We start from the raw sequence: 20160 nt of genomic DNA, 5'->3' as shown, positions 1-20160 counted from the left end.
AGTGGGTTCAGAGGGCCAGACCGAGGCGCGTGCCCTGGTCAATGGCGCGCAAGGCATCGAGTTCGGTGGCCAGCTCGGCCCCGCCGATCAGATCGGGCGTGAGGCCGAGCGCGCGCAGTTCGGCAAGCAATGCGTTCTCGCTGTCCTGACCGGCGCACAGGACGATGGTGTCCACCTCCAGCGTCTGTGGCACGCCGTTGACGCTCAGATGCAATCCGGCGTCGTCGATGCGTTCATAGCTGCAGCCCGAGAGCGTGCGCAGGCCGCGCCGCGCCAGCTCGGCCTTGATCGCCCAGCCGGTGGTCATGCCCAGGCTGCGCCCGGGTTTTTCCGGCTTGCGCTGCAACAGGGTGACTTCGCGTGGCGAGCTGACGGACTGCATCGGTTTGAGGCCGCCTGCGGCTGTGGGCGAGGTGTCGACACCCCATTCGGACTGAAACTGCGCGACCGTCTGCGGCCGGGGGCCATCGGGCGGCGTTTCGTGCAGCAGGAACGTTGCCACGTCGAAGCCGATGCCGCCGGCGCCGATCACGGCCACCTTGCGGCCGGCCTGTGCCCGGCCCGACAGCAGGTCGGCATAGCTCACCACTTTCGGGTGAGCTATGCCCGGGATCTGCGGCGTGCGCGGGCGCACGCCGGTGGCCACCACGATGCGGTCGTAGTGGCCGTTGACGAGAGCGGGGGCATCCGCCCGGGTATTGAGCTTGAGCGTCACGCCATGCCGCGCCACGCCTTGCTTGAAGTAGCGCAGCAGTTCATTGAACTCCTGCTTGCCCGGCACGGCCCGGGCCAGGTTCAACTGGCCGCCGATCTCGGGACCGGCTTCGAACAGGGTGACCGCGTGGCCGCGCTCGGCGGCGGTCAGCGCGCAGGCCAACCCGGCCGCGCCGGCGCCGATCACCGCCACCGTGCGCGGCACGGCCCGTGGCGGCAATAGTGAAAACTCCAGCTCACGCCCGGCGCGCGGGTTGACCAGGCAGGTGGCCGGGCGCTCGGAGAAGATGTAGTCGAGACAGGCCTGGTTGCAGGCGATGCAGGTGTTGATCTCGTCGGCGCGACCCTCGGCCGCCTTGCGCACGAAGTCGGCGTCGGCCAGGAAGGGGCGGGCCATCGACACCATGTCGGCGTCGCCGCTGGCCAGAATGTCTTCGGCCACTTCCGGGGTGTTGATGCGGTTGGAGACGATGACGGGAATCGTCACCGCTTTTTTGATGCGGGCCGCGGCGAAGCGCCAGGCGGCACGCGGTACAACGTAGGCAATGGTCGGGATGCGGGCTTCGTGCCAGCCGATGCCGGTGTTAATAATATCGGCGCCAGCAGCCTGCACCGCCTGGGCGAGATGGGCGATTTCGTCAGCCGGGGCGCCGCCCTCGACCAGATCAAGCGCCGAGACCCGGAACATCAGCAGAAACTCTGGACCCACCCGGGCACGCGTGCGACGAACGATCTCCACCGGCAGGCGATGGCGGTTTTCCATGCTGCCGCCAAATTCGTCGCCGCGCTTGTTGGTGCGCGTGACGGTGAACTGGTTGAGCAGGTAGCCCTCCGAGCCCATGATCTCGACGCCATCGAAGCCGGCGCGTTGCGCGAGTTCGGCGCAGCGCACATAGTCCTCAATCGTTTGCCAGACTTCGGCCGTGCTCAGGGCGCGCGGCGCGCGCGGGTTGATGGGAGAGGGAATTTCGGAGGCTCCGACGGGCCTGGCGACTTTTGCGTAGCGGCCTGTATGCAGGATTTGCAGAATGATCTTGCCGCCCTCGGCATGCACCGCCTGCGGAATCGGTTTGAGCGCATCGGCCTGCTCCGTCGTGACAAGCAGGGGGCCGGTTTCATCCAGCAGGCCATCCTGGCAGGGGGCATAGCCGCCGGTGACGATCAGGCCCGCACCACCGCGTGCCCGCTCGGCATAGAACAGGGACAGCCGGTCGATGGAGCGGTCCAGCGACTCCAGACGTGTGTGCATCGAGCCCATCAGCGTCCGGTTGCCAAGGGTGTGCGCGCCGACCTTCAGGGTGGAGAGTAGCGTCGGAAAGAAAACAGTAGCTTCGGTGGACATCGAGAAAGTTTCCTTGAAAATCTAACTAACACCTGTTCGATGATATATCATACGGCGTCGACCAGCCATGCAATTGGCGAGCACCTCAAATTCTTCGTCCGGATTGACGGTGTGATGCAGGCGGCGATTTCGACAACAGTCAGCAAGGAGGTATTACCCATGATGTTCGATGACGACCAGATTGCGCTGCGTGACGTGGCGCGCCGCTTTGCGAGAGAGAGGCTCAGGCCCGATTACCAGAAGCGCGAATCGCAACCGGGCATCGACCGTGCGCTGTTCAAGGAAATGGGTTCACTCGGTCTGATCGGCGTTGATCTGCCCGAGGAATATGGCGGCTTGGGCTTGAGTGGTGTCACGGCCGGCATCATCACCGAGGAAATTGCCTATGGCGACTTCAACGTCAGCTACATGCAGTTGCTCAGTTCGCTGATGGGTGCCATCATTCATGCCAATGCGTCCCCCGAGCTGGCGCGCACCTGGAACAGCCGGATCGTGGCGGGCGAGGCCATCGTCGCTCTGGGTTTGACCGAACCGCGGGGCGGCTCGGATGCCGCCAATCTGCAACTCAAGGCGCGTCGCGTTGGCGACGAGTACGTGCTTTCCGGCGAGAAGACCTCTATCACCTTTGCCGATCAGGCCGATGCCATTGTGTTGTTCGCGCGCACCGGCAAGCCCGAGGAGGGCGCGCGCGGCATCAGCGCGTTCCTGGTGGACCTGAACCAGAAAGGCGTGCAGCGCACGCGCTTCAACGACGTCGGCAGCAAGATCATCGGCCGTGGCTCGGTGTTTTTCGACGACGTGCGGGTGCCGGTCGAGAACCGGCTGGGCGCGGAGGGCAAGGGCTTCACGCAGGTGATGCAGGGCTTTGACTTCAGCCGCATCCTGATCGCGCTCCAATGCGTGGCCGCCGCGCAGGCGTCGATCGACGAGACCTGGGAGTACGTGAAGGAGCGTCACACCTTTGGTGCACCGCTGGCGCAGTACCAGGGCGTGAGTTTTCCGATTGTCGAATTCGAGACCCTGATCGCCGCCTGCCGCCAGCTTTGTTACCACGGTCTGGCCTTGCGCGACGCCGGCCAGCCGCACACCGCGGAAGCCGCCATGGTCAAGTGGATGGGCCCCAAAACGGCGTTTGACACGATCCACCAGTGCCTGCTCACGTTTGGTCACTACGGCTGGTCGATGGACCTGCCGCACCAGCAGCGCCTGCGCGATGTGATGGGCCTGGAAATCGGCGACGGCACGGCGCAAATCATGAAGCTGATCGTTGCCCGCGAGCGCGTGGGCCGCGCCGCCGTGCAGTATGCCAAGGAGAGCAAGAAATGAGTCAGGTTCCCCCTCCTGTCGTCGTCACTTGTTCCGGTGCGGTCGGCATCATCGAGTTGGCACGCCCCGAGAAATTCAATTGTCTGTCGATGTCCGTTCATGCGGGCATCGAGGCGGCGGTTGACGAATTCGAGAAACCCGGCTCCGGTGTGCGCGCCATCTTGATCCGCTCGCAAGGCAAGCATTTCTGCACCGGCGCCGACCTCGACGAGGTGAAGTTGCTGCGCGCTGACCCGGCCAAACTCAAGCAGTTCATCAGCTATGGCCACAGCGTGCTCAAGCGCCTGGAGCGCAGCGATCTGCCGGTGGTGGCGGCCTGCCAGGGCCTGACCCTGGCCGGTGGCAGTGAACTGATGCTGGCCTGCGACATCATCTTTGCGGCCAGGGACGCGCGCTTTGGCGACCAGCATGCCCAGTTCGGCCTGATTCCCGGCTGGGGCGGCAGCCAGCGCTTTGCGCGCATCGTTGGCCTGCGCCGCGGCTTGGACATGTTTTTCTCGGCGCGCTGGATCGATGCCGCCACTGCCGAACAGTGGGGCTTGGTCAATTACGTGGTCGAGCCCGACAAGCTGCACGAAGAGGCGCTGGCGTACTGCACCAAGATCGCCACGCGCAGCCGCATCGGCATGGCGACCATGAAGCGCCTGGCGCGCCAGGGCATGGAGGGCTCATTGGAGGTCGGCCTCCAGCTGGAAGAAGACCTGGCCAGTGCCGCCCTGATGGACGACGACGTCAGCGAGGGCCTGGCGGCGTTCGAAGCCCGCCGCACCCCCGTGTTCAAGCCCTGATACTTTTTTACGAACCGACGCAAGAGCGACTATGACCATTCTTTCTTCACGTGTGTCGACTTCTGACGACGAGTTTCGGCTCAACCGCCAAGCCTACGAGGCCGTGATCGCGAACCTGCAGAGTCGTCGCCAACAGGCGCTGGCCGGTGGCCCCCTGAAAGCGCGGGAAAAACACCTGGCGCGCAACAAGATCCTGCCGCGGCATCGCGTCGAAGTGCTGCTCGATCCGGGTTCGCCTTTCCTGGAGGTCGGCATGCTGGCCGGCGAAGGCATGTACGACGGCGTGCCGCCGGGCGCCAGCATCATCACCGGCATCGGCCTGGTGCAGGGTCGAGCGTGCATGATCATCGCCAACGACGCCACCGTGAAGGGCGGCACCTACTACGGCATGACCTGCAAGAAGCATGTGCGGGCGCAGCAGATTGCCTGGGCACACCGCTTGCCCTGCATCACGCTGGTGGACAGTGGTGGCGCCTTCCTGCCGGAAATGGCCAACATCTTTCCCGATGTGGGGCAGTTCGGCAGCATTTTCAACAACCAGGTTCGCATGTCGGCCGAAGGCATCCAGCAGATTGCCGTGGTGATGGGCCCCTGCACGGCGGGTGGCGCCTACATCCCGGCGCTGTGCGACGAGGCGGTGATTGTTAAGGAGCAGGGCTATATGTACCTCGGCGGTCCCGAGCTGACCTTTGCCGCCACCGGCGAGACGGTGGATGCCGAGTCGCTGGGCGGCGCCAAGATGCACTGCAGTGTCAGCGGCGTCACCGACCACATCGCCGAAGATGACCGCCACGCGCTGGCCATCACGCGTGAAATCGTACGGGACCTGGGCGAGCAGCCCAAGCCACGCTGGACGCGCCAGCCGTCGCTGCCGCCGCGCTTCGATCCGCGCGAGATTTACGGCATCATCAGCCGCGACACCAAGATTCCGACCGACACGCGCGAGATTCTGGCGCGTTTTGTCGACGACAGCCGGTTTCAGGAATTCAAGCCGATGTACGGCGACACCCTGCTGACCGGCTTTGCGCGCATCCATGGCCACGAGGTCGGCATCCTGGCCAACCAGGGCGTGCTGTTCCCGGACAGCGCGATGAAGGCGGCGCACTTCATTGATTTGTGCTGCCAGCGCGACATCCCGCTGCTGTTCATGGCCGATGTGACCGGTTTCATGGTCGGGCGCGCCGCCGAGCAGGCCGGCATCGCCAAGGCCGGCGCCAAGATGATCACGGCCATGGCGTCGGCCAACGTGCCCAAGTACACCATCATCATGGGCGCCTCTTACGGCGCCGGCTACCTGGCGATGTGCGGCCGCCCGTTCAATCCGACCGCGATGTTTGCCTGGCCGACCGGCCGCGCGGCCATCATGGGTCCGGATCAGGCCGCCACTGTGATGGCGCTGGTGCGCAAACAGATCAACAAGACCGAGGGAAAAGAGTGGACGCCCGAGGAAGAAGAGGCGTTCAAGGCCCCGGTGCGCAAGATTTACGAAGACTTCCAGCCGGCGAAAAACTTCTCCTCGAATTTGTGGGTGGACGGCATCATCGATCCGGTGGAAACACGCGACGCCATGGGGCTGCTGCTCGACCTCGCATCCCGTACTGCCGCCAAACCGACGCCGTTCGGTGTCTTCCGTTTCTAACCAGGACGCCAGCCATGCAACGCATCCTTACCGTCTTGATGATCCAATTCGCCGCGGGAGTCGGACATGATTAAAAAAGTCCTCATTGCCAACCGCGGCGAGATCGCCTGCCGCATTGCCCGCACCTGCCGCAAGCTCGGCCTGGAAGTGGCCACCGTGCATTCCAGTGCCGACCGTCTAGCCCGCCATGTGCGCGAAATCGGTGAATCGGTCGAACTCGGGGGCGCCGCGCCGAGCGAAAGTTATCTGAACATCGAGGCCATCATCGCGGCGGCCCGGCGCGTCGGCGCCGACGCCGTGCACCCGGGCTATGGCTTCGTTTCGGAGAACGCGGACTTCGTGCGCGCGCTCGAAGCCGCCGGACTCACTTTCATCGGCCCCCGGGCCGAGACCATCGAACGTGTCGGTGGCAAAGCCAGCGCCAAGCGCGAGGCGGCCCGCCTGGGCGTGCCGGTCATCCCCGGCAGCGAAAGCGGCATGACCGACCCGGCCGAGGTGTTGAATCTGGTGCGCGGCATGACGCTGCCGGTGCTGCTCAAGGCCGTGGCCGGCGGCGGCGGCCGCGGCATGGCGGTGATCGACACGCTGGACGGGCTGGAAGGACGCATCGAGAGTGCCATGCGGGAGGCGGAAAAATCTTTCGGCAACGGCGAATTGATCGTCGAGCGCTACCTGCCGCAGGTGCGCCACCTGGAAGTGCAGGTGGCCGGTGACGGCCAGGGCCATGCCATTCACCTGTTCGAGCGCGAATGCACCTTGCAGCGGCGCCACCAAAAAGTGATCGAAGAGGCGCCGTCGAGCGGCCTGAGCCCCCAACTGCGCGCCGCCCTTCTGGCCGATGCGGTGAAGCTGGCCGCCGGCGTGAACTACCGCGGCCTGGGCACGGTGGAGTTCGTGGTCACGGGCGAGGAGCACTACTTCCTGGAGGTCAATCCGCGCCTGCAGGTCGAGCACCCGGTGACCGAAGAAGTGACCGGCCTTGATCTGGTCGAGCTGCAACTGCGCATTGCCGACACCGGCCGCTTGCCACTGGCGCAGGCTGACGTGAAGTGCACCGGCCACGCTTTCGAAGCCCGGCTGTGCGCCGAAGACGCCGCCGCGGGCTTTTTGCCGGCCACCGGGCGGCTGCAGGTGGTCGATTTTTCGCGCGCGGGCGTGCGCATCGAGTCCGGCGTGGACAGCGGCGACGAAATCTCGCCGCACTATGATTCGATGATCGCCAAGCTCATCGCGCACGCGAGCGATCGCGACTCGGCGCGCCGGGCGCTGGTGGCCGGATTGCGCGAGAGCACGGTGATCGGCCTGGTCACCAACCTGGAGTTCCTGCAGGAACTGCTGGAATGGCCGGAAACCCGCGATGCCACTTTCCACACCCGCCTGATTGACGAGCGCCATGCGCAGCGCGGCGTGCTGGCCCCCGCGGCGCCTCCACTGGAGCACCTGGCGGCGGCGGCGCTGCACTGGCTGGCGCAGCGGCGCGCCGAGTCGCCCGCGCTGGGCTGCTGGACCCTGTGGGACAACTTTACCGGCTGGCGCCTGAGCAGTGGGCCAATTCAGGCCGCGCCCCAGCCGACCCTGGTGCTAAAGGTCGGTGCGACCGAGTGGCCGGTGCGCTTTTCGGCCCGTGATGTTCATGGTGCCTGCACCCTGGTCATTGGCGAGCAGGAAGTGAACACCTCGCTGCAGCCGCTGGCGGCCGGGCGCTCCCTGTTGCATTGCGACGGGCGGGCGCTGGAGCTGACGATCCGGGGCGATGCGCGGCAGGTCGAGCTCGCCAGTGCGCTGGGCAGCAGCGTGTTAACGGCGCAACCCTATCTGGGCGGCGCCGCCGGTGACGCGGCGGCCAGCGGGCAACTGGGCGCGCCGATGATGGGCAAGGTGGTCGCGGTCAAGGCGGCGGTCGGCGAGACGGTCTCCGTCGGCCAGACCGTGATCGTGCTTGAATCGATGAAGATGGAACTGCACGTCACGGCGCCGTTTGAAGGCAGCGTGAGCAGCCTGCGCTGCCGGGTCGGCGACATGGTCGAGCGCCACCAGGTGCTGGCCGAAGTCACCGCTGCCTGATTTCCGAGGAGTTTTACCATGAGTGATTTACCGGCATCCGTCGAGTTCCATGAGGAGGGCCCGCGCGAGGGCTTCCAGATGGAGCAGCAAACCTATCCGCTGGCAGATCGCGCCGCGCTGATTGACGCGTTGGCGGCCTCGGGCCTGAAGCAGATCCAGGTGGCGTCCTTCGTCAGTCCGCGTGCGGTGCCGCAGATGGCCGACACGTCCGAGTTGTTTGCCGCCATCGTCAAGCGTCCCGGCACCCGCTACACGGCGCTCTGGCTCAACGACAACGGCTTCGAGCGGGCGCGCGCCTGCGAACAGGTGGACCTGGACGGCAAGCTGATGTTCTACACCACCGAGCCGTTTTCGCAGCGCAACAACAATTGCAGCGTGGCCGAGATGCGCGAACGCCAGCTCGGCTGGCTGGACCGCTACATCGCCTTGGGCATTCCGGTGGAGAAAGCCTACGTGATCACGGCTTTTGGCTGCAATCTCGGTGGCGACGTTCCGCTGTCAGCCGTGACCGATCAGGTCCGCTGGCTGGTTGATGCCTGCGCCGATCGGGGTGTGCCGTTGCCAGCGGTGTACCTGGCCGACACCATGGGTTGGGCCAACCCCGAAGACATCAAGCGCCGCATCGGCGCGGTGCGCGAGATCGTTCCGGATACCAGCATTGGATTGCATCTGCACGACACGCGCGGTGTCGGTGGTGCCAACGTCTATGCCGCGCTGCAAATGGGGGTGCGACTGTTCGATAGCTCGGTCGCCGGCTTGGGCGGCTGTCCCTTTGCCGGGCACAAGCAGGGCGGCGCCGCCGGCAACATTTGTACTGAGGACATGGTGTTCATGTGTCATGAACTCGGGATCGAGACCGGTATCGATCTCGATGCCCTAATCGAGGCTGCCCGTCTGGCCGAGCGCATCATCGGACGAACCCTGGTCGGCCATGTGATGCACAGCGGCTCGCTGACCGGCTTGCGCAGCCCTGCAGCGCAGATCGCCTTGCCCTGAATGACTGCGCGCCGTCTCAACCCGGGTGCCGCCGATCGGCGCTGGCTCTGCCGCAAGCCCTGTTTATCGCCTGTGAGAACCCAACCATGAACACGCCTTCCTTCCAGACCTTGCAGTTTGCCGTCGACGCCCGCGGCGTGGCCTGCCTCACGCTCAACCGGCCAGACACCCACAATGCCTTGAATGCGCAGTTGATTTCGGACCTGTCCCAGGCTGCTGCCTGGCTTGGCCGCGCCGCTGCTGTGCGCGCGGTGGTGCTCACCGGCGTCGGGAAGACTTTCTGCGCCGGCGGCGACCTCGGCTGGATGCAGCAGAACATGTTAAAGACGCGCGCCGAACGCGTGGCCGAGAGCGCCGATCTAGCTCTTATGCTGCGCGCACTCAACGACCTGCCGATGCCGCTGATCGGACGCGTTAACGGCCCCGCCTATGGCGGCGGTGTCGGCATGATTTCGGTCTGCGACATCGCCATCGCGGTGGACAGCGGCGTTTACTCGCTGACCGAGGTGCGGCTGGGCTTGTTGCCGGCCAACATCGCACCCTATGTGGTCGCGCGCATGGGCGAGGCGAACGCGCGGCGCACTTTCCTTACCGGGCGGCGCATGGATGCGCTTGAGGCGAAGCGTCTGGGCCTGGTGTCCGAAGTGGTAGCGGCCGACCAGCTGGATGCAGCGGTCGAGCGTGAACTGGCCGACCTGTTGCAGTGCGCGCCTGGTGCGGTGGCCGCGACCAAGAAACTGGTCGCCTATGCAAACTCGCACGATCTGGCCACCAACATGATCTATGCCGCCGACAAGCTGGCCGATGCTTGGGAAACCGAAGAAGGGCGCGAAGGTATCGCCGCCTTCTTCGCCAAGAGGCCGCCCTCCTGGCGGCAGCCGTGAGGCAAGCGGCAATGCCTCAGTTCTGCAGACCCTGACAATGCAGCGCGCGCCGGCAATCTGATGGTGGTGATGGACTCCAAGGACCTGTAATGAACGAACCGATTTATTTTGACGAGCAGCACCGACAGTTCCGGGACAACCTGCGCCGCTTTGTCGAGCAGGAGGTGGTGCCACAGGCAGCGCCATGGGAAGAGGAAGGCATGGTGCCGCGCGCGGTGCTGCGCAAAATGGGTGAGCTCGGCTACCTCGGCGTGCGCTACGCCGAGCAACACGGCGGCTCCAAGCTCGACACGGTGTACAGCGCGATCCTGGCCGAAGAACTCGGCCGCTCCACCTACGGCGGCTTTGCCGTGACGGTGATGGTGCATACCGACATGGCCTCGCCGCACCTGGCCAACTTTGGCACGCCAGAACAGCTCGAGCGCTACCTGCCCACCATCATCCGCGGCGAGAAGATTTGCGCCGTGGCGGTCACCGAGCCCGATGCAGGCTCCGACGTGGCCGGCATCCGCACCCGCGCGGTGCGCGACGGTGACCACTGGGTGCTCAACGGCAGCAAGATGTTCATCACCAACGGCGTGCATGGCGATGTGTATTTCGTCGCCGCCAAGACCGACCCGACGGCCAAGGGCTCGCGCGGCATTTCGATCTTCATCGTCGATAAGGGCACGCCGGGTTTTCGTGTCGGGCGCGCGCTCAACAAGAGCGGCTGGCTGTGCAGCGACACCGCCGAGCTGGTGTTCGAGAACTGTCGCATCCCGGCGGCCAACCTGCTGGGCGGCGAGAACAAGGGCTTTTACCAGATCATGCGCAACTTCCAGAACGAACGCATGGTGCTGGGTGCGCAGATGATGGGCGAGGCCGCGCGCGCGATCGAGCTGACGCTGGCCTATGTGCGCGAGCGCAAGGCCTTCGGCGCCACGCTGTGGGACAAGCAGGCCATCCGCCAGCGCCTGGCAATGCGCGCGGCGCAGGTCGAGGCCGGCCGCCAGCTCGTTTACCACGCCGCCTGGCTCGACGCGCAGGGGCGCGAATGCGTCAAGGAGGTGTCAATGGTCAAGGCGCTGTGCGGCGAGCTGGTCAACGACGTGGTCTATGACTGCCAGCAGTTCCACGGCGGCTTCGGCTACATGCGCGAGGCCGCGATCGAGCGCATGGTGCGCGACGCCCGCGTCCAGGCCATCGGCGGTGGTGCCACCGAGGTGATGCTCGAAGAAGTGGCGAAACGGTTGTGAACATGGGCACCTCCCCGGCTACTTCAGCCATTGACGGGTTGGTCGGGCTGCCTCTGAAGGAGGTCCTGCCCGGCATTCTGATGTTCACGCTGCCGGTGGACTACGGCATCGACCACGTCAACATTTACCTGATTCGAGAAAGCGAGGGCTGGTGTCTGTTCGACACTGGTGCCGATTGCGAGGCGGCGCGGGCCTTGTGGCTGCGCGCATTGGCAGGTCCGCTGGCAGCTGGCTTGACGCGCATCCTCGTCTCGCACCACCACCCCGACCACCTCGGGCTGGCGGTGTGGCTGCACGAGCGCACCGGGGCGCCGATCCTGATGCGCGAGGAAGAGGTGGCGGTGGCGCGGCAGACGCACGTGGTCAGCGCCGGCGACCGCGCGTACTGTATCGACTTCATGCGTCGCCATGGGGCGGCGCCGGAGGACGCGCAGCAGGTGGTGGGCGGGGTGTTGCAAAGCAACATGGCCTGTGCCGTGCCGACGCGCGTCGAACCGCTCGAAGCCGGCCAGACGCTGCACATCGGCGATCATGTTTTCGACGTGCTGGTGCTTGGCGGCCACAGCATTGCACAAATTTGCTTGTACGAGCCCAGGCTGAAGTTGCTGCTCACGGGCGACCAGTTGCTCGAGCGCATCACACCCAACATTGGTGTCTGGCCCTATGGCGAAATCGATCCGCTGCCACGTTACCTGGACAGCCTGCGCACCATTGCCGCGCTGGACATCGAATACGTATTGCCGGCCCACCACCGTGTCTACCACGCCGGGGTCGAGCGCGCGCATGGACTGGTGGCGCACCACCAGCGGGCGCTGCGCAAGTTCACGGCGCGTCTGGGCGCGGGGGGCATGAATGCCACCGAACTCGGCTACGCCGTTTATGGCGCGCAGAGCGACCCCTTGCATGCTTACCTGGCCATGGGCGAAACCCTGGCGCACCTGCTGTGGCTGGAGCGCTCCGGCCATGTGCTCCGTGAAGAAACGCCAGCCGTGACGACCCGCTGGTATCCGGTGACGGCGGCCGGCGAAGAGCCCACCCTCACCTTGTCTGGAGATGTATCGAGATGACAGAAACACACACCATCAACGAAGAAGAAATCGCCAAGCGATGGCAGAAGTTCGCCCATGTGTCGCCGTACAACCGCGAACTGGGCGTGTTGCCGCACGCGGTGTGCACCGACTGGTGCGTGCTCAAGGTCGAGTACCAGGAAGCGCTGGTGGGCGATCCGCAGACCAGGGTTTTGCATGGCGGAGTGATCACTGCGCTGCTCGACGCCGCATTCGGATTCGCGATTTTCGTCAAGCTGCCGGAGATGCGGCCGATGGCCACGCTGGACCTGCGCATCGACTACCTCAAGCCTGCCACGCCCGGGCGTGCGATTCTGGGGGGGGCCGTTTGCTACAAGCTGACTGCAGAACTGGCGTTCGTTCGCGGCGCTGCCTACCACGACACGTCGGACGACCCAATAGCCACCGCAGTCGGCATTTACATGTTTACTTCCGGGCGACCGGTATTGCGCAACGAGGAGGTGCCACGATGAACTGGACCGAACAAATTAACCATGCGCGCGCGCAGGGTGACTGGAGCGAAGTGATCCAGGCTGTGCCCTTTGCACGTTTTCTGGACTTGCGCATTGATGTCAAGGGCGAGGAGTTCACCTGCGTCTTGCCATTCCAGGAAAAACTGATAGGCAACCCCATCCTGCCGGCTCTGCATGGCGGTGCCACCGGTGGGTTTCTGGAGTGCGCCGGACTGTTCTACCTGCTGTGGCACATGGACAGCCAGGACTTGCCCAAGACCATCGATTTCAACATTGATTACCTGCGCTCGGGCCGGCCGCAGGACACCTATGCCAACGTCGTTATGGTCAAGCAGGGTCAGCGGGTGGCGAACCTGCGCATCCAGGCATGGCAATCCAGCCCCGATAAGCCCATCGCTCTTGGCCACGGCAATTTCATGCTGCGAGCCTGAGGGCACAGAAAGGAAACATCCATCATGTCTCAACCAACCTACCGTTCCGTGTTCCGTCCTGGCCTGTTTGCAGGTCAAACCGTTATCGTCACCGGTGGTGGCAGTGGCATCGGCCGCTGCACCGCGCACGAGCTGGCCAACCTGGGCGCCAGCGTGGCGCTGGTTGGGCGCCGCGTCGAAAAACTGGAAGCGGTGCAAACTGAAATCACGCAGGCTGGCGGCCAGGCCAGCATTCATGCCTGTGACATCCGGGACGAGCCGGGCGTCAAGGCCATGATCGCCGACGTGATCGCCCGCCACGGCAAGATCGATGGCCTGGTCAACAATGCCGGCGGCCAGTACCCGCAGCCGGTCAAGGACATCAGCCTGAAGGGCTGGGATGCGGTGGTGCGCAGCAACCTCACCGGCGGCTTCCTGGTGGCGCGCGAAGCCTTCAACCAGTCCATGGCATCGAACGGCGGCGCCATCGTCAACATCATCGCCGACATCTGGGGCGGCATGCCGACCATGGCGCACAGCGGCGCGGCGCGCGCCGGCATGCTGTCGTTCACCGAGACGGCGGCCTGCGAATGGGCCTGCGCCGGCGTGCGGGTCAATGCCGTGGCGCCGGGCTGGATTGCCAGCAGCGGCTTTGACACCTACAGCCCCGAGATGCAGGCCGAACTGCGCAGCCTGAAAACCAAGGTGCCGCTGCAACGCTATGGCACCGAGGCCGAGATTTCGGCAGCGATTGTATTTTTGCTGTGCGAGGCGGCGGCTTTCATTACTGGTTCTTGCATTCGGGTCGATGGTGGTGTGCCCAATGCCCGTCCGACCTGGAAATTGCAGGCCCATGATCGGTCCAAACCCTTCAACGGCTTTGCGTTGGCCGAACCGCCAAAGTGCCTGAGCGTCAAGGATCAATGATATGGACGTGACCATGCAAACCACAAATTCGAACGATCCGTCGGGCTATCTTGCGCCTGGGCGCTATGTGGACAGCGATCACCCGGCGGTGATCGCGTTCGCGCGCCGGGTGGCCGACCTCGCGATGACGCCGCGCGAGATCGCGGTCAAGCTCTATTACGCCGTGCGCGACGAGTTTCTCTACGACCCCTACTACTTTGACACCACGGTCGAGGGCTTGAAGGGCAGCCACGTGATTGAGGCTGGGCGTGGCTTTTGCGTGCCCAAGGCGGCGCTGCTGGCGGCGGCGGCCCGCGCCCTGGGCGTGCCGGCACGGCTGGGCTATGCCGACGTTCGTAACCACCTGACCAGCAAGCGGCTGTACGACATGATGGGCACCGACTTGTTCGTCTTTCACGGCTATACCGAGCTGTGGGTTGACGGTCAATGGCTCAAGGCTACGCCCGCCTTCAACCGTTCCTTGTGCGAGAAGGCCGGTATCCGGCCGTTGGAGTTCGACGGCAGCGCCGATTCTGTCTTCCATGAATTCGATGTCAGTGGCCGCCGGCACATGGAATACGTGCACGACCACGGCACCTACGCCGACTTGCCGCGCGAGGAACTGCTGGCCACATGGCGCGAGCACTACAAGAGCTTCGCCGACTGGGGTCAGGTTGCAGGCAATGGTGCCGACTTCGCGCAAGAGGTGGGTAAGCCATCATGATGGCGCGCCGGGAATTTTCCGGCTTTGCTGGCGGCTCCCTGGTGGCCGATGTCTACGGCCCGGTCGGCGCACCGACGGTGCTGCTGCTGCACGGTGGCGGACAAACCCGCCATGCCTGGGGCAAGGCCGGGCAAGTGCTGGGCGATGCCGGCTGGTACACCGTTGCGCTGGACCTGCCGGGGCATGGCGATAGCGCCTGGGCCACGGATGGCGACTACCGCATCGAGACGCTGGCCGACACCATGTGCCGCATCTGGCGCGAGCTGGGAACGCCGCTGGCGGTGGTCGGCGCCTCCATGGGGGGCTTGACCAGCATGGCCGCCATCGGGCGCCCACATGCGCCGCCGATCAACGCGCTGGTGCTGGTGGACATCGCGCCGCGCATGGAAGAAGCCGGTGTCGAGCGCATCGTGCGCTTCATGCGGGCGCGGCCCGATGGCTTTGCGTCGCTCGAAGAGGCCGCACAGCACATCGCCGCCTACCGTGGCCGGCCGATGGAGGGTCCCATCGAGGGCCTGAAGAAAAACCTGCGCCTCAATGCGCAGGGCCGCTGGAACTGGCACTGGGATCCGCTCATTATGAGCGAGGCCAACCACAACCACCGGCGCGACGCCGACGGTTACGAGCGCGCCTTGCGCGGTCTGCAGGCGCCCACCTTGCTGCTGCGCGGCCAGCGCAGCGACGTGATCAGCGAAGAAGATGCGCGCGCCCTGGTGCAAACCTTGCCGCGCGCGCGATTTGTCGATCTGAAGGGCGCCGGCCACATGATTGCCGGTGATGCCAACGATGCCTTTGTCGCCAGCGTGGCGAACTTTCTGCACGAAGTGATGCCGCCGGCGAAGGCCCCGGCGAGCGGGACCTGAACCTGAACGAGGAGCATGAAATGGGTTTGCGATCTTTTACCTTGCACGATCTCATCAACCGCAACGCGCGATTGTACGGATCGAACACCGCCTTGGTGTTCGGCGATCAGCGGGTCACGCACGCCCAGTACGCCGAGCGCACGGCGCGCCTGGCCGCTGGTCTGGCGGCCGCGGGCGTGGGCCAGGGCGACCGGCTGGCGATACTGGCCCCCAACGGCCTGGAATATGTCGATTTGTTCGGCGCCGCCGCCCAACTGGGCGCGATCGTGGTGCCGATCAACTGGCGGCTGTCGGCCGAGGAGGTGGCCTACGTCATCGAGGACGCGGCGCCCAGGGTATTGATCGTGGCCGATGAATTCAAGGCGCTGTTGCCGCAGCAAGGGCTGGACGGCATGCAGCGCTACACGCTGGGGGCAGCACAGGCACCGTGGCAAGCGGTCAGCGCCCTGTATCTCGATCGCACCACCGTGCCGCCCGCTGATCTGAACGACGATGAGGGGATCGTCATTATCCACACCGCCGCCGTGGGCGGGCGGCCGCGCGGCGCACTGCTCTCGCACCGCGGCCTGATCTCTGCCAGCCTGCAGACGCAACTGGCCTGGAGCCTGACGCCGGCCGATGTCAATCTGGGGGTCTTGCCGCTGTTTCACGTGGCCGCCATCGGCTTCCTGCTGGCCACGCAGCAGGCGGGCGGCGCCACGCTGCTGATGACACGTTTCGATCCGCCCAGTCTGGTCAAACATATCGACGAGGACGGGGGCAGCCTGATCGGCACCTTCCCGCCGATGCTGGGCGCCCTGCTGGACGCCGCCGCAGCCCAAGGCTCTGCACTGGCCAGGCTGCGTGTGGTGTCGGGGATTGATGTGCCCGAGACCATCGCGCGATTGCGCATTACCTGTCCCCATGCGACCTTCTGGAGTGCCTACGGCCAGACCGAGACCTCGGGCTCGGTCAGTCTGGCGCCGTTTGACGAGTGCCCCGGCAGCGCCGGGCGTCCCACCGCGCTGAACACGGTCGCGGTGGTGGACGAGCTGGACCGTCCGCTGCCTGTGGGCGCCACCGGCGAGATCGTGGTGCGCGGTCCGATGGTGTTCCAGGGCTACTGGCGCTGCGAAGCAGACAACGCCTTCACGCTGCGCAACGGCTGGCACCACACGGGCGACATGGGGCGCATCGATGCCGAGGGCTACCTCTGGTACAGCGGGCGTTCACCGGCCAAGGAATTGATCAAGCCGGGTGGCGAGAACGTCTATCCGGCTGAAGTCGAGCGGGCCATTCTGGAGCACCCGGCGCTGGCGCAGGCGGTGGTCGTCGGTGTGCCGGACGTTCAGTGGGGCGAGGCGGTCAAGGCCGTCTGCGTGCTGAAGGCGGGACACATATTGAGTGCCGAGGACCTGATCGAGTTCGTGGGCGCTCGCATCGCGCGCTACAAGAAACCCAAGCATGTGGTGTTTGTATCGGCACTCCCCTTGGGCAGTGCCGATAGCATTGACCGCGCGGCCGTCAAGGCCGCTCACGGCGGGGCCTGATGGCCATGTCAGCCCGGTGTGCTCAAACCGCCGTTGACGCTGAGCGTCTGGCCGGTGATGGCATCGGACTCCGGTCCGGCAAAGAACGCCGCCGCGTTGGCGATGTCCTGGCAATGTACTGGAAACAGCATGCGCTTGCGCAGGTTCTCGATCATGCCCGTGCCATGGCCGCCTTCGAGCGCCGGCGAGCCCGGGCCCCAGCGCGGCTCGGCATCCCAGATGTAGCTCATCGCCACCGAGTTGACGCGAATGCCGTCGCGCCCCAGCTCACGTGCCAGCACGCGGCACATCTGCATCATGCCGGCGGTCGCGCCGCCAATGAACGATTCGCCCACCGTGGCCACGCGGCCCGCGTCGGTACCCACCGCAACGATCTTGCCGCGGCCGTGCAGTGCCATGACGCGCGCGGCCGCCTGGATCGCAAACGCGCGGGTGAGCCAGTGGGCGCGGATGTAGTTGTCGAAGTCGCCGTCGCTCATTTCCTTGAAAAGGCGAAAGGACGGCGAATCGGCACTGGCACCTGCGCCGCTGGCCACCAGGATGTCAAGGCGACCGTGGCGCTCGGCAACTCGATCCACCATGGCACGAACCGCGTCGCTATTGGTCAGGTCGGCTTGTTCAAACGTGGCGCTGTAGCCGTTCGAAGCGATCTCGTTGATCACCGCCTGTCCGGCTTCGGGATTGCGGCCGTTGACGATCACGTGCGCGCCGCGCCGCGCCAACTCCAGCGCAATGGCACGACCGATGAAGGCCGTGGCACCGGTGACGAGGGCGATCTGGCCTTGAAGTTGACCGCCAGGCAAGGGTGCTGGGTTCATCCGCTGTTCTCCTGCGCTAGACGACATAAAAACCTGATTGTGTCAAAACAGCGGGCCAGGCCGATAGAGGGATTGCCCGCAGAGAAGCACTTTCATCCATCACCACCCATCAATCACCGGACTTCAAAATGGCCAACCTGACCGACAGCGCCAAGTCGCATCATTTCAAGACGCACCGACGCACCATCACCGAAACCGATATCGTCACCTTCGTCAATGTGGTCGGCTTGCATGAACCATTTTTTATCGACATGGAGTACATCCGAGAGAACATGACCGGATCGCATCGCAGTCGCTTTGCGCCCGGCCCGATGGTCATCTCGCTCGGTATGGGGCTGCTGGCGACCTATGTGTCCGGCATCATCAAGCAGGTTCTAGAAGGGCGCGAGGTTGGCCCGTTCGGCGGTATGACCGGCGTACAGGCACGCCTGCGCGGCGCGCTGTTTCCGGGCGACACGATTCACGTCGAAGGAGAGGCGCGCCTCTTGCCTGTGACATCGCGCGGCTATACCCTGATGGAGTTGCAGCACCTAGTCATCAACCAGCGGGGCGAGACCCTGGTGGACTTCACTGAAACCATTACTTTTTTGCCCAGGGAGGTCGGTACCCGGTGACCCTGATGGTCCAAGTTCGCGGGCGCGACAGGGCGCACGCTGATCCCAGACCCGGTCGCAAGCCATCCGGCACGGCTAAGTTCATTCCATTTCAATACAACGACTAGACACCATGATCGAATCTCAACTGAGCCCCCAACTGGTTCAACAAGCCAGGGCGGGCGGCCACTGGCACGACAAGACGCTGCTCGATTTTCTGGACGAAGTCGCGCCCAGCCGCCTCGACAAAGTGGCCGTGACGGATCTCAACAGCATGACCGGGCAGGCGAGCACCCTGTCGTACCGGCAACTGCTGCGCCTGTCCAAACGCATCGCGCTCGGTCTGGCGGCGCTGGGCGTGGAGCGTGGCGACGTGGTGTCCTACCAGTTGCCCAACTGGTGGCAGTTTGTGGCGCTGCACCTGGCTTGTTTGCACATCGGCGCGGTCACCAACCCGGTGATGCCGATCTTCCGCCACCGCGAGTTGACCTTCATGCTCGGGCTGGCCGAATCGAAGGTCATGATCGTGCCGCGCGAGTTTCGGGGGTTTGACCATGCCGCGATGCTGAGCGAAATTCAGCCGGCGCTGCCGCAGCTCAAGCATATCTTTGCGATCGGCGGCGAAGGCGACATGTCGTTCGAGAAGCACTTCATCGAGCGCCGCTGGGAGCAGGAAACGCCCCATGCCGAACAGTTGTTCGCCGAGCGCCGCATGCGCCCCGACGAGGTGCTGCAGTTGCTCTACACCTCCGGCACCACCGGTGAGCCCAAGGGCGCCTTGCACACCTCCAACACCCATTTCGCCAACATCGTCGAGTGGGTGAAACGCTGTGGCTTGAGCAGCGAGCATGTGATCTTCATGCCCTCGCCGATGGCGCACCAGACCGGCTTCCTGATTGGCATGGAACTGCCCTTGATGCTGGGCGCCAAAATGGTGTTGCAGGACGTCTGGGACGCTCAGGTGGCGCTGACGCGGGTCCAGGACGAAGGCGTGCACTTCATGATGGCCGCCACGCCCTTCCTGGCCGACCTGACCGACCACCCGGCGCTGCCGCGCTTCGATATTTCCACGCTTGACATCTTCATTTCGGCCGGCGCCCCGATTCCGCGCGCCCTCGTGCAGAGCGCGACCGAGCGACTCAAGGCGCACATTGTCTCTGGCTGGGGCATGACGGAGAATCTGCTGGTCACCGGCACGCGACTGCTGGATGTGCCGGAAAAAGTGTTCGGCACGGACGGCTTGTCGGTGCCGGGCATGGAGATCCGCGTCGTCGATGCCGCAGGGCAGGCGCTGGGCGTGGACCAGGAGGGCGAGCTGCAATCCCGGGGGGCAAGCCACTTTGTGGGCTACCTCAAGCGCCCCGAGCGTTACGACATGGATGCGCAGGGCTGGTTCAAGACCGGCGACCTGGCGCGCATTGACGCCGATGGCTACGTGCGCATCACCGGCCGGGCCAAGGACATCATCATCCGGGGCGGCGAGAACGTGCCGGTGATCGAGGTTGAGCAGCTGTTGCACAAACACCCGGCGATCCAGGTGGCCGCCGTGGTGGGCGTGCCGGACGCACGAATGGGCGAGCGCGCGGTGGCCTACGTGATGCTGCGGCCCGGGCAGACCCTTACGCTCGACGACATGAAACGTTTCTTCGAAGAGCAGCAGATGGCCAAGCAGTACTGGCCCGAGTTCCTTGCCGCGGTCGAAGACTTCCCGCGCACCCCGAGCGGCAAGATCCAGAAGTTCCGTCTGCGCGAAATGGCGCGCGAGCAGTACAAAACCGTTTGAACACCA

18 protein-coding genes are annotated in these 20160 nt (G+C 64.9%); 16 read left to right on the top strand and 2 right to left on the bottom strand.

What is annotated here, in order from left to right:
• Positions 1–7: 7 nt before the first annotated feature.
• On the bottom strand, positions 8–2056 hold the full coding sequence (locus B7G53_RS09460) for an NADPH-dependent 2,4-dienoyl-CoA reductase (protein WP_096666935.1): 2049 nt from the start codon (positions 2054–2056) through the stop codon (positions 8–10).
• A gap of 159 nt (positions 2057–2215) precedes the next feature.
• Here B7G53_RS09460 and B7G53_RS09455 point away from each other — a divergent pair, with 159 nt between their 5' ends.
• From B7G53_RS09455 to B7G53_RS09390, 14 genes are all read left to right on the top strand, one after another.
• On the top strand, positions 2216–3382 hold the full coding sequence (locus B7G53_RS09455) for an acyl-CoA dehydrogenase family protein (protein WP_096667026.1): 1167 nt from the start codon (positions 2216–2218) through the stop codon (positions 3380–3382).
• Positions 3379–4170: an enoyl-CoA hydratase/isomerase family protein gene (locus B7G53_RS09450; RefSeq protein ID WP_096666933.1), complete on the top strand. Its 792-nt coding sequence runs from the start codon at positions 3379–3381 to the stop codon at positions 4168–4170. Before B7G53_RS09455 ends, B7G53_RS09450 begins: the two co-directional genes overlap by 4 nt.
• 31 nt (positions 4171–4201) lie before the next feature.
• Positions 4202–5809: a carboxyl transferase domain-containing protein gene (locus B7G53_RS09445; protein ID WP_096666931.1), complete on the top strand. Its 1608-nt coding sequence runs from the start codon at positions 4202–4204 to the stop codon at positions 5807–5809.
• 66 nt (positions 5810–5875) lie between these two features.
• Positions 5876–7873: an acetyl/propionyl/methylcrotonyl-CoA carboxylase subunit alpha gene (locus B7G53_RS09440; RefSeq protein WP_096666929.1), complete on the top strand. Its 1998-nt coding sequence runs from the start codon at positions 5876–5878 to the stop codon at positions 7871–7873.
• An 18-nt stretch (positions 7874–7891) separates the two neighbouring features.
• Positions 7892–8869, top strand: a complete 978-nt coding sequence (locus tag B7G53_RS09435) for a hydroxymethylglutaryl-CoA lyase (RefSeq protein ID WP_096666927.1) — start codon at positions 7892–7894, stop codon at positions 8867–8869.
• A gap of 86 nt (positions 8870–8955) precedes the next feature.
• Entirely contained in the window at positions 8956–9753 is a 798-nt protein-coding gene (locus B7G53_RS09430) for a crotonase/enoyl-CoA hydratase family protein (RefSeq protein WP_096666925.1), read from the top strand.
• An 89-nt stretch (positions 9754–9842) separates the two neighbouring features.
• A complete protein-coding gene (locus B7G53_RS09425; protein ID WP_096666923.1) occupies positions 9843–10988 on the top strand; it encodes an acyl-CoA dehydrogenase family protein in 1146 nt (381 codons plus the stop codon).
• A 2-nt stretch (positions 10989–10990) separates the two neighbouring features.
• On the top strand, positions 10991–12055 hold the full coding sequence (locus B7G53_RS09420) for an MBL fold metallo-hydrolase (protein ID WP_096666921.1): 1065 nt from the start codon (positions 10991–10993) through the stop codon (positions 12053–12055).
• Positions 12052–12528: a PaaI family thioesterase gene (locus B7G53_RS09415; protein WP_096666919.1), complete on the top strand. Its 477-nt coding sequence runs from the start codon at positions 12052–12054 to the stop codon at positions 12526–12528. The genes B7G53_RS09420 and B7G53_RS09415 overlap by 4 nt, the downstream gene beginning before the upstream one ends.
• Positions 12525–12959: a PaaI family thioesterase gene (locus B7G53_RS09410; protein WP_096666917.1), complete on the top strand. Its 435-nt coding sequence runs from the start codon at positions 12525–12527 to the stop codon at positions 12957–12959. The genes B7G53_RS09415 and B7G53_RS09410 overlap by 4 nt, the downstream gene beginning before the upstream one ends.
• Before the next feature lie 24 nt (positions 12960–12983).
• A complete protein-coding gene (locus B7G53_RS09405; RefSeq protein WP_096666915.1) occupies positions 12984–13865 on the top strand; it encodes an SDR family oxidoreductase in 882 nt (293 codons plus the stop codon).
• A 1-nt stretch (position 13866) separates the two neighbouring features.
• Positions 13867–14568 carry a transglutaminase-like domain-containing protein gene (locus B7G53_RS09400; protein ID WP_096666913.1) on the top strand — a complete coding sequence of 234 codons (702 nt, stop codon included), beginning with the start codon at positions 13867–13869 and terminating at the stop codon, positions 14566–14568.
• Positions 14565–15431 carry an alpha/beta fold hydrolase gene (locus B7G53_RS09395; protein ID WP_096666911.1) on the top strand — a complete coding sequence of 289 codons (867 nt, stop codon included), beginning with the start codon at positions 14565–14567 and terminating at the stop codon, positions 15429–15431. The genes B7G53_RS09400 and B7G53_RS09395 overlap by 4 nt, the downstream gene beginning before the upstream one ends.
• Before the next feature lie 20 nt (positions 15432–15451).
• Entirely contained in the window at positions 15452–16960 is a 1509-nt protein-coding gene (locus B7G53_RS09390) for an AMP-binding protein (protein WP_096666909.1), read from the top strand.
• A gap of 8 nt (positions 16961–16968) precedes the next feature.
• Here the strand turns inward: B7G53_RS09390 and B7G53_RS09385 are convergent, their stop codons facing one another.
• Positions 16969–17778 carry an SDR family NAD(P)-dependent oxidoreductase gene (locus tag B7G53_RS09385; RefSeq protein ID WP_176491325.1) on the bottom strand — a complete coding sequence of 270 codons (810 nt, stop codon included), beginning with the start codon at positions 17776–17778 and terminating at the stop codon, positions 16969–16971.
• A 128-nt stretch (positions 17779–17906) separates the two neighbouring features.
• On the opposite strand from B7G53_RS09385, the gene B7G53_RS09380 reads away from it, so the two are divergent.
• Together B7G53_RS09380 and B7G53_RS09375 are read left to right on the top strand one after the other, a co-directional pair.
• Entirely contained in the window at positions 17907–18392 is a 486-nt protein-coding gene (locus B7G53_RS09380; protein WP_096666905.1) for a MaoC family dehydratase, read from the top strand.
• Positions 18393–18504: 112 nt separating this feature from the next.
• Positions 18505–20154, top strand: a complete 1650-nt coding sequence (locus B7G53_RS09375; RefSeq protein ID WP_096666904.1) for a cyclohexanecarboxylate-CoA ligase — start codon at positions 18505–18507, stop codon at positions 20152–20154.
• The last annotated feature ends 6 nt before the right edge of the window (positions 20155–20160 follow it).

Source organism: Polaromonas sp. AET17H-212 (assembly GCF_002379085.1).
Classification (GTDB): Bacteria; Pseudomonadota; Gammaproteobacteria; order Burkholderiales; family Burkholderiaceae_C; genus Polaromonas.
Note: the sequence above shows the minus strand (reverse complement) of the source record. Positions and strands in the feature narration are given on the sequence as shown.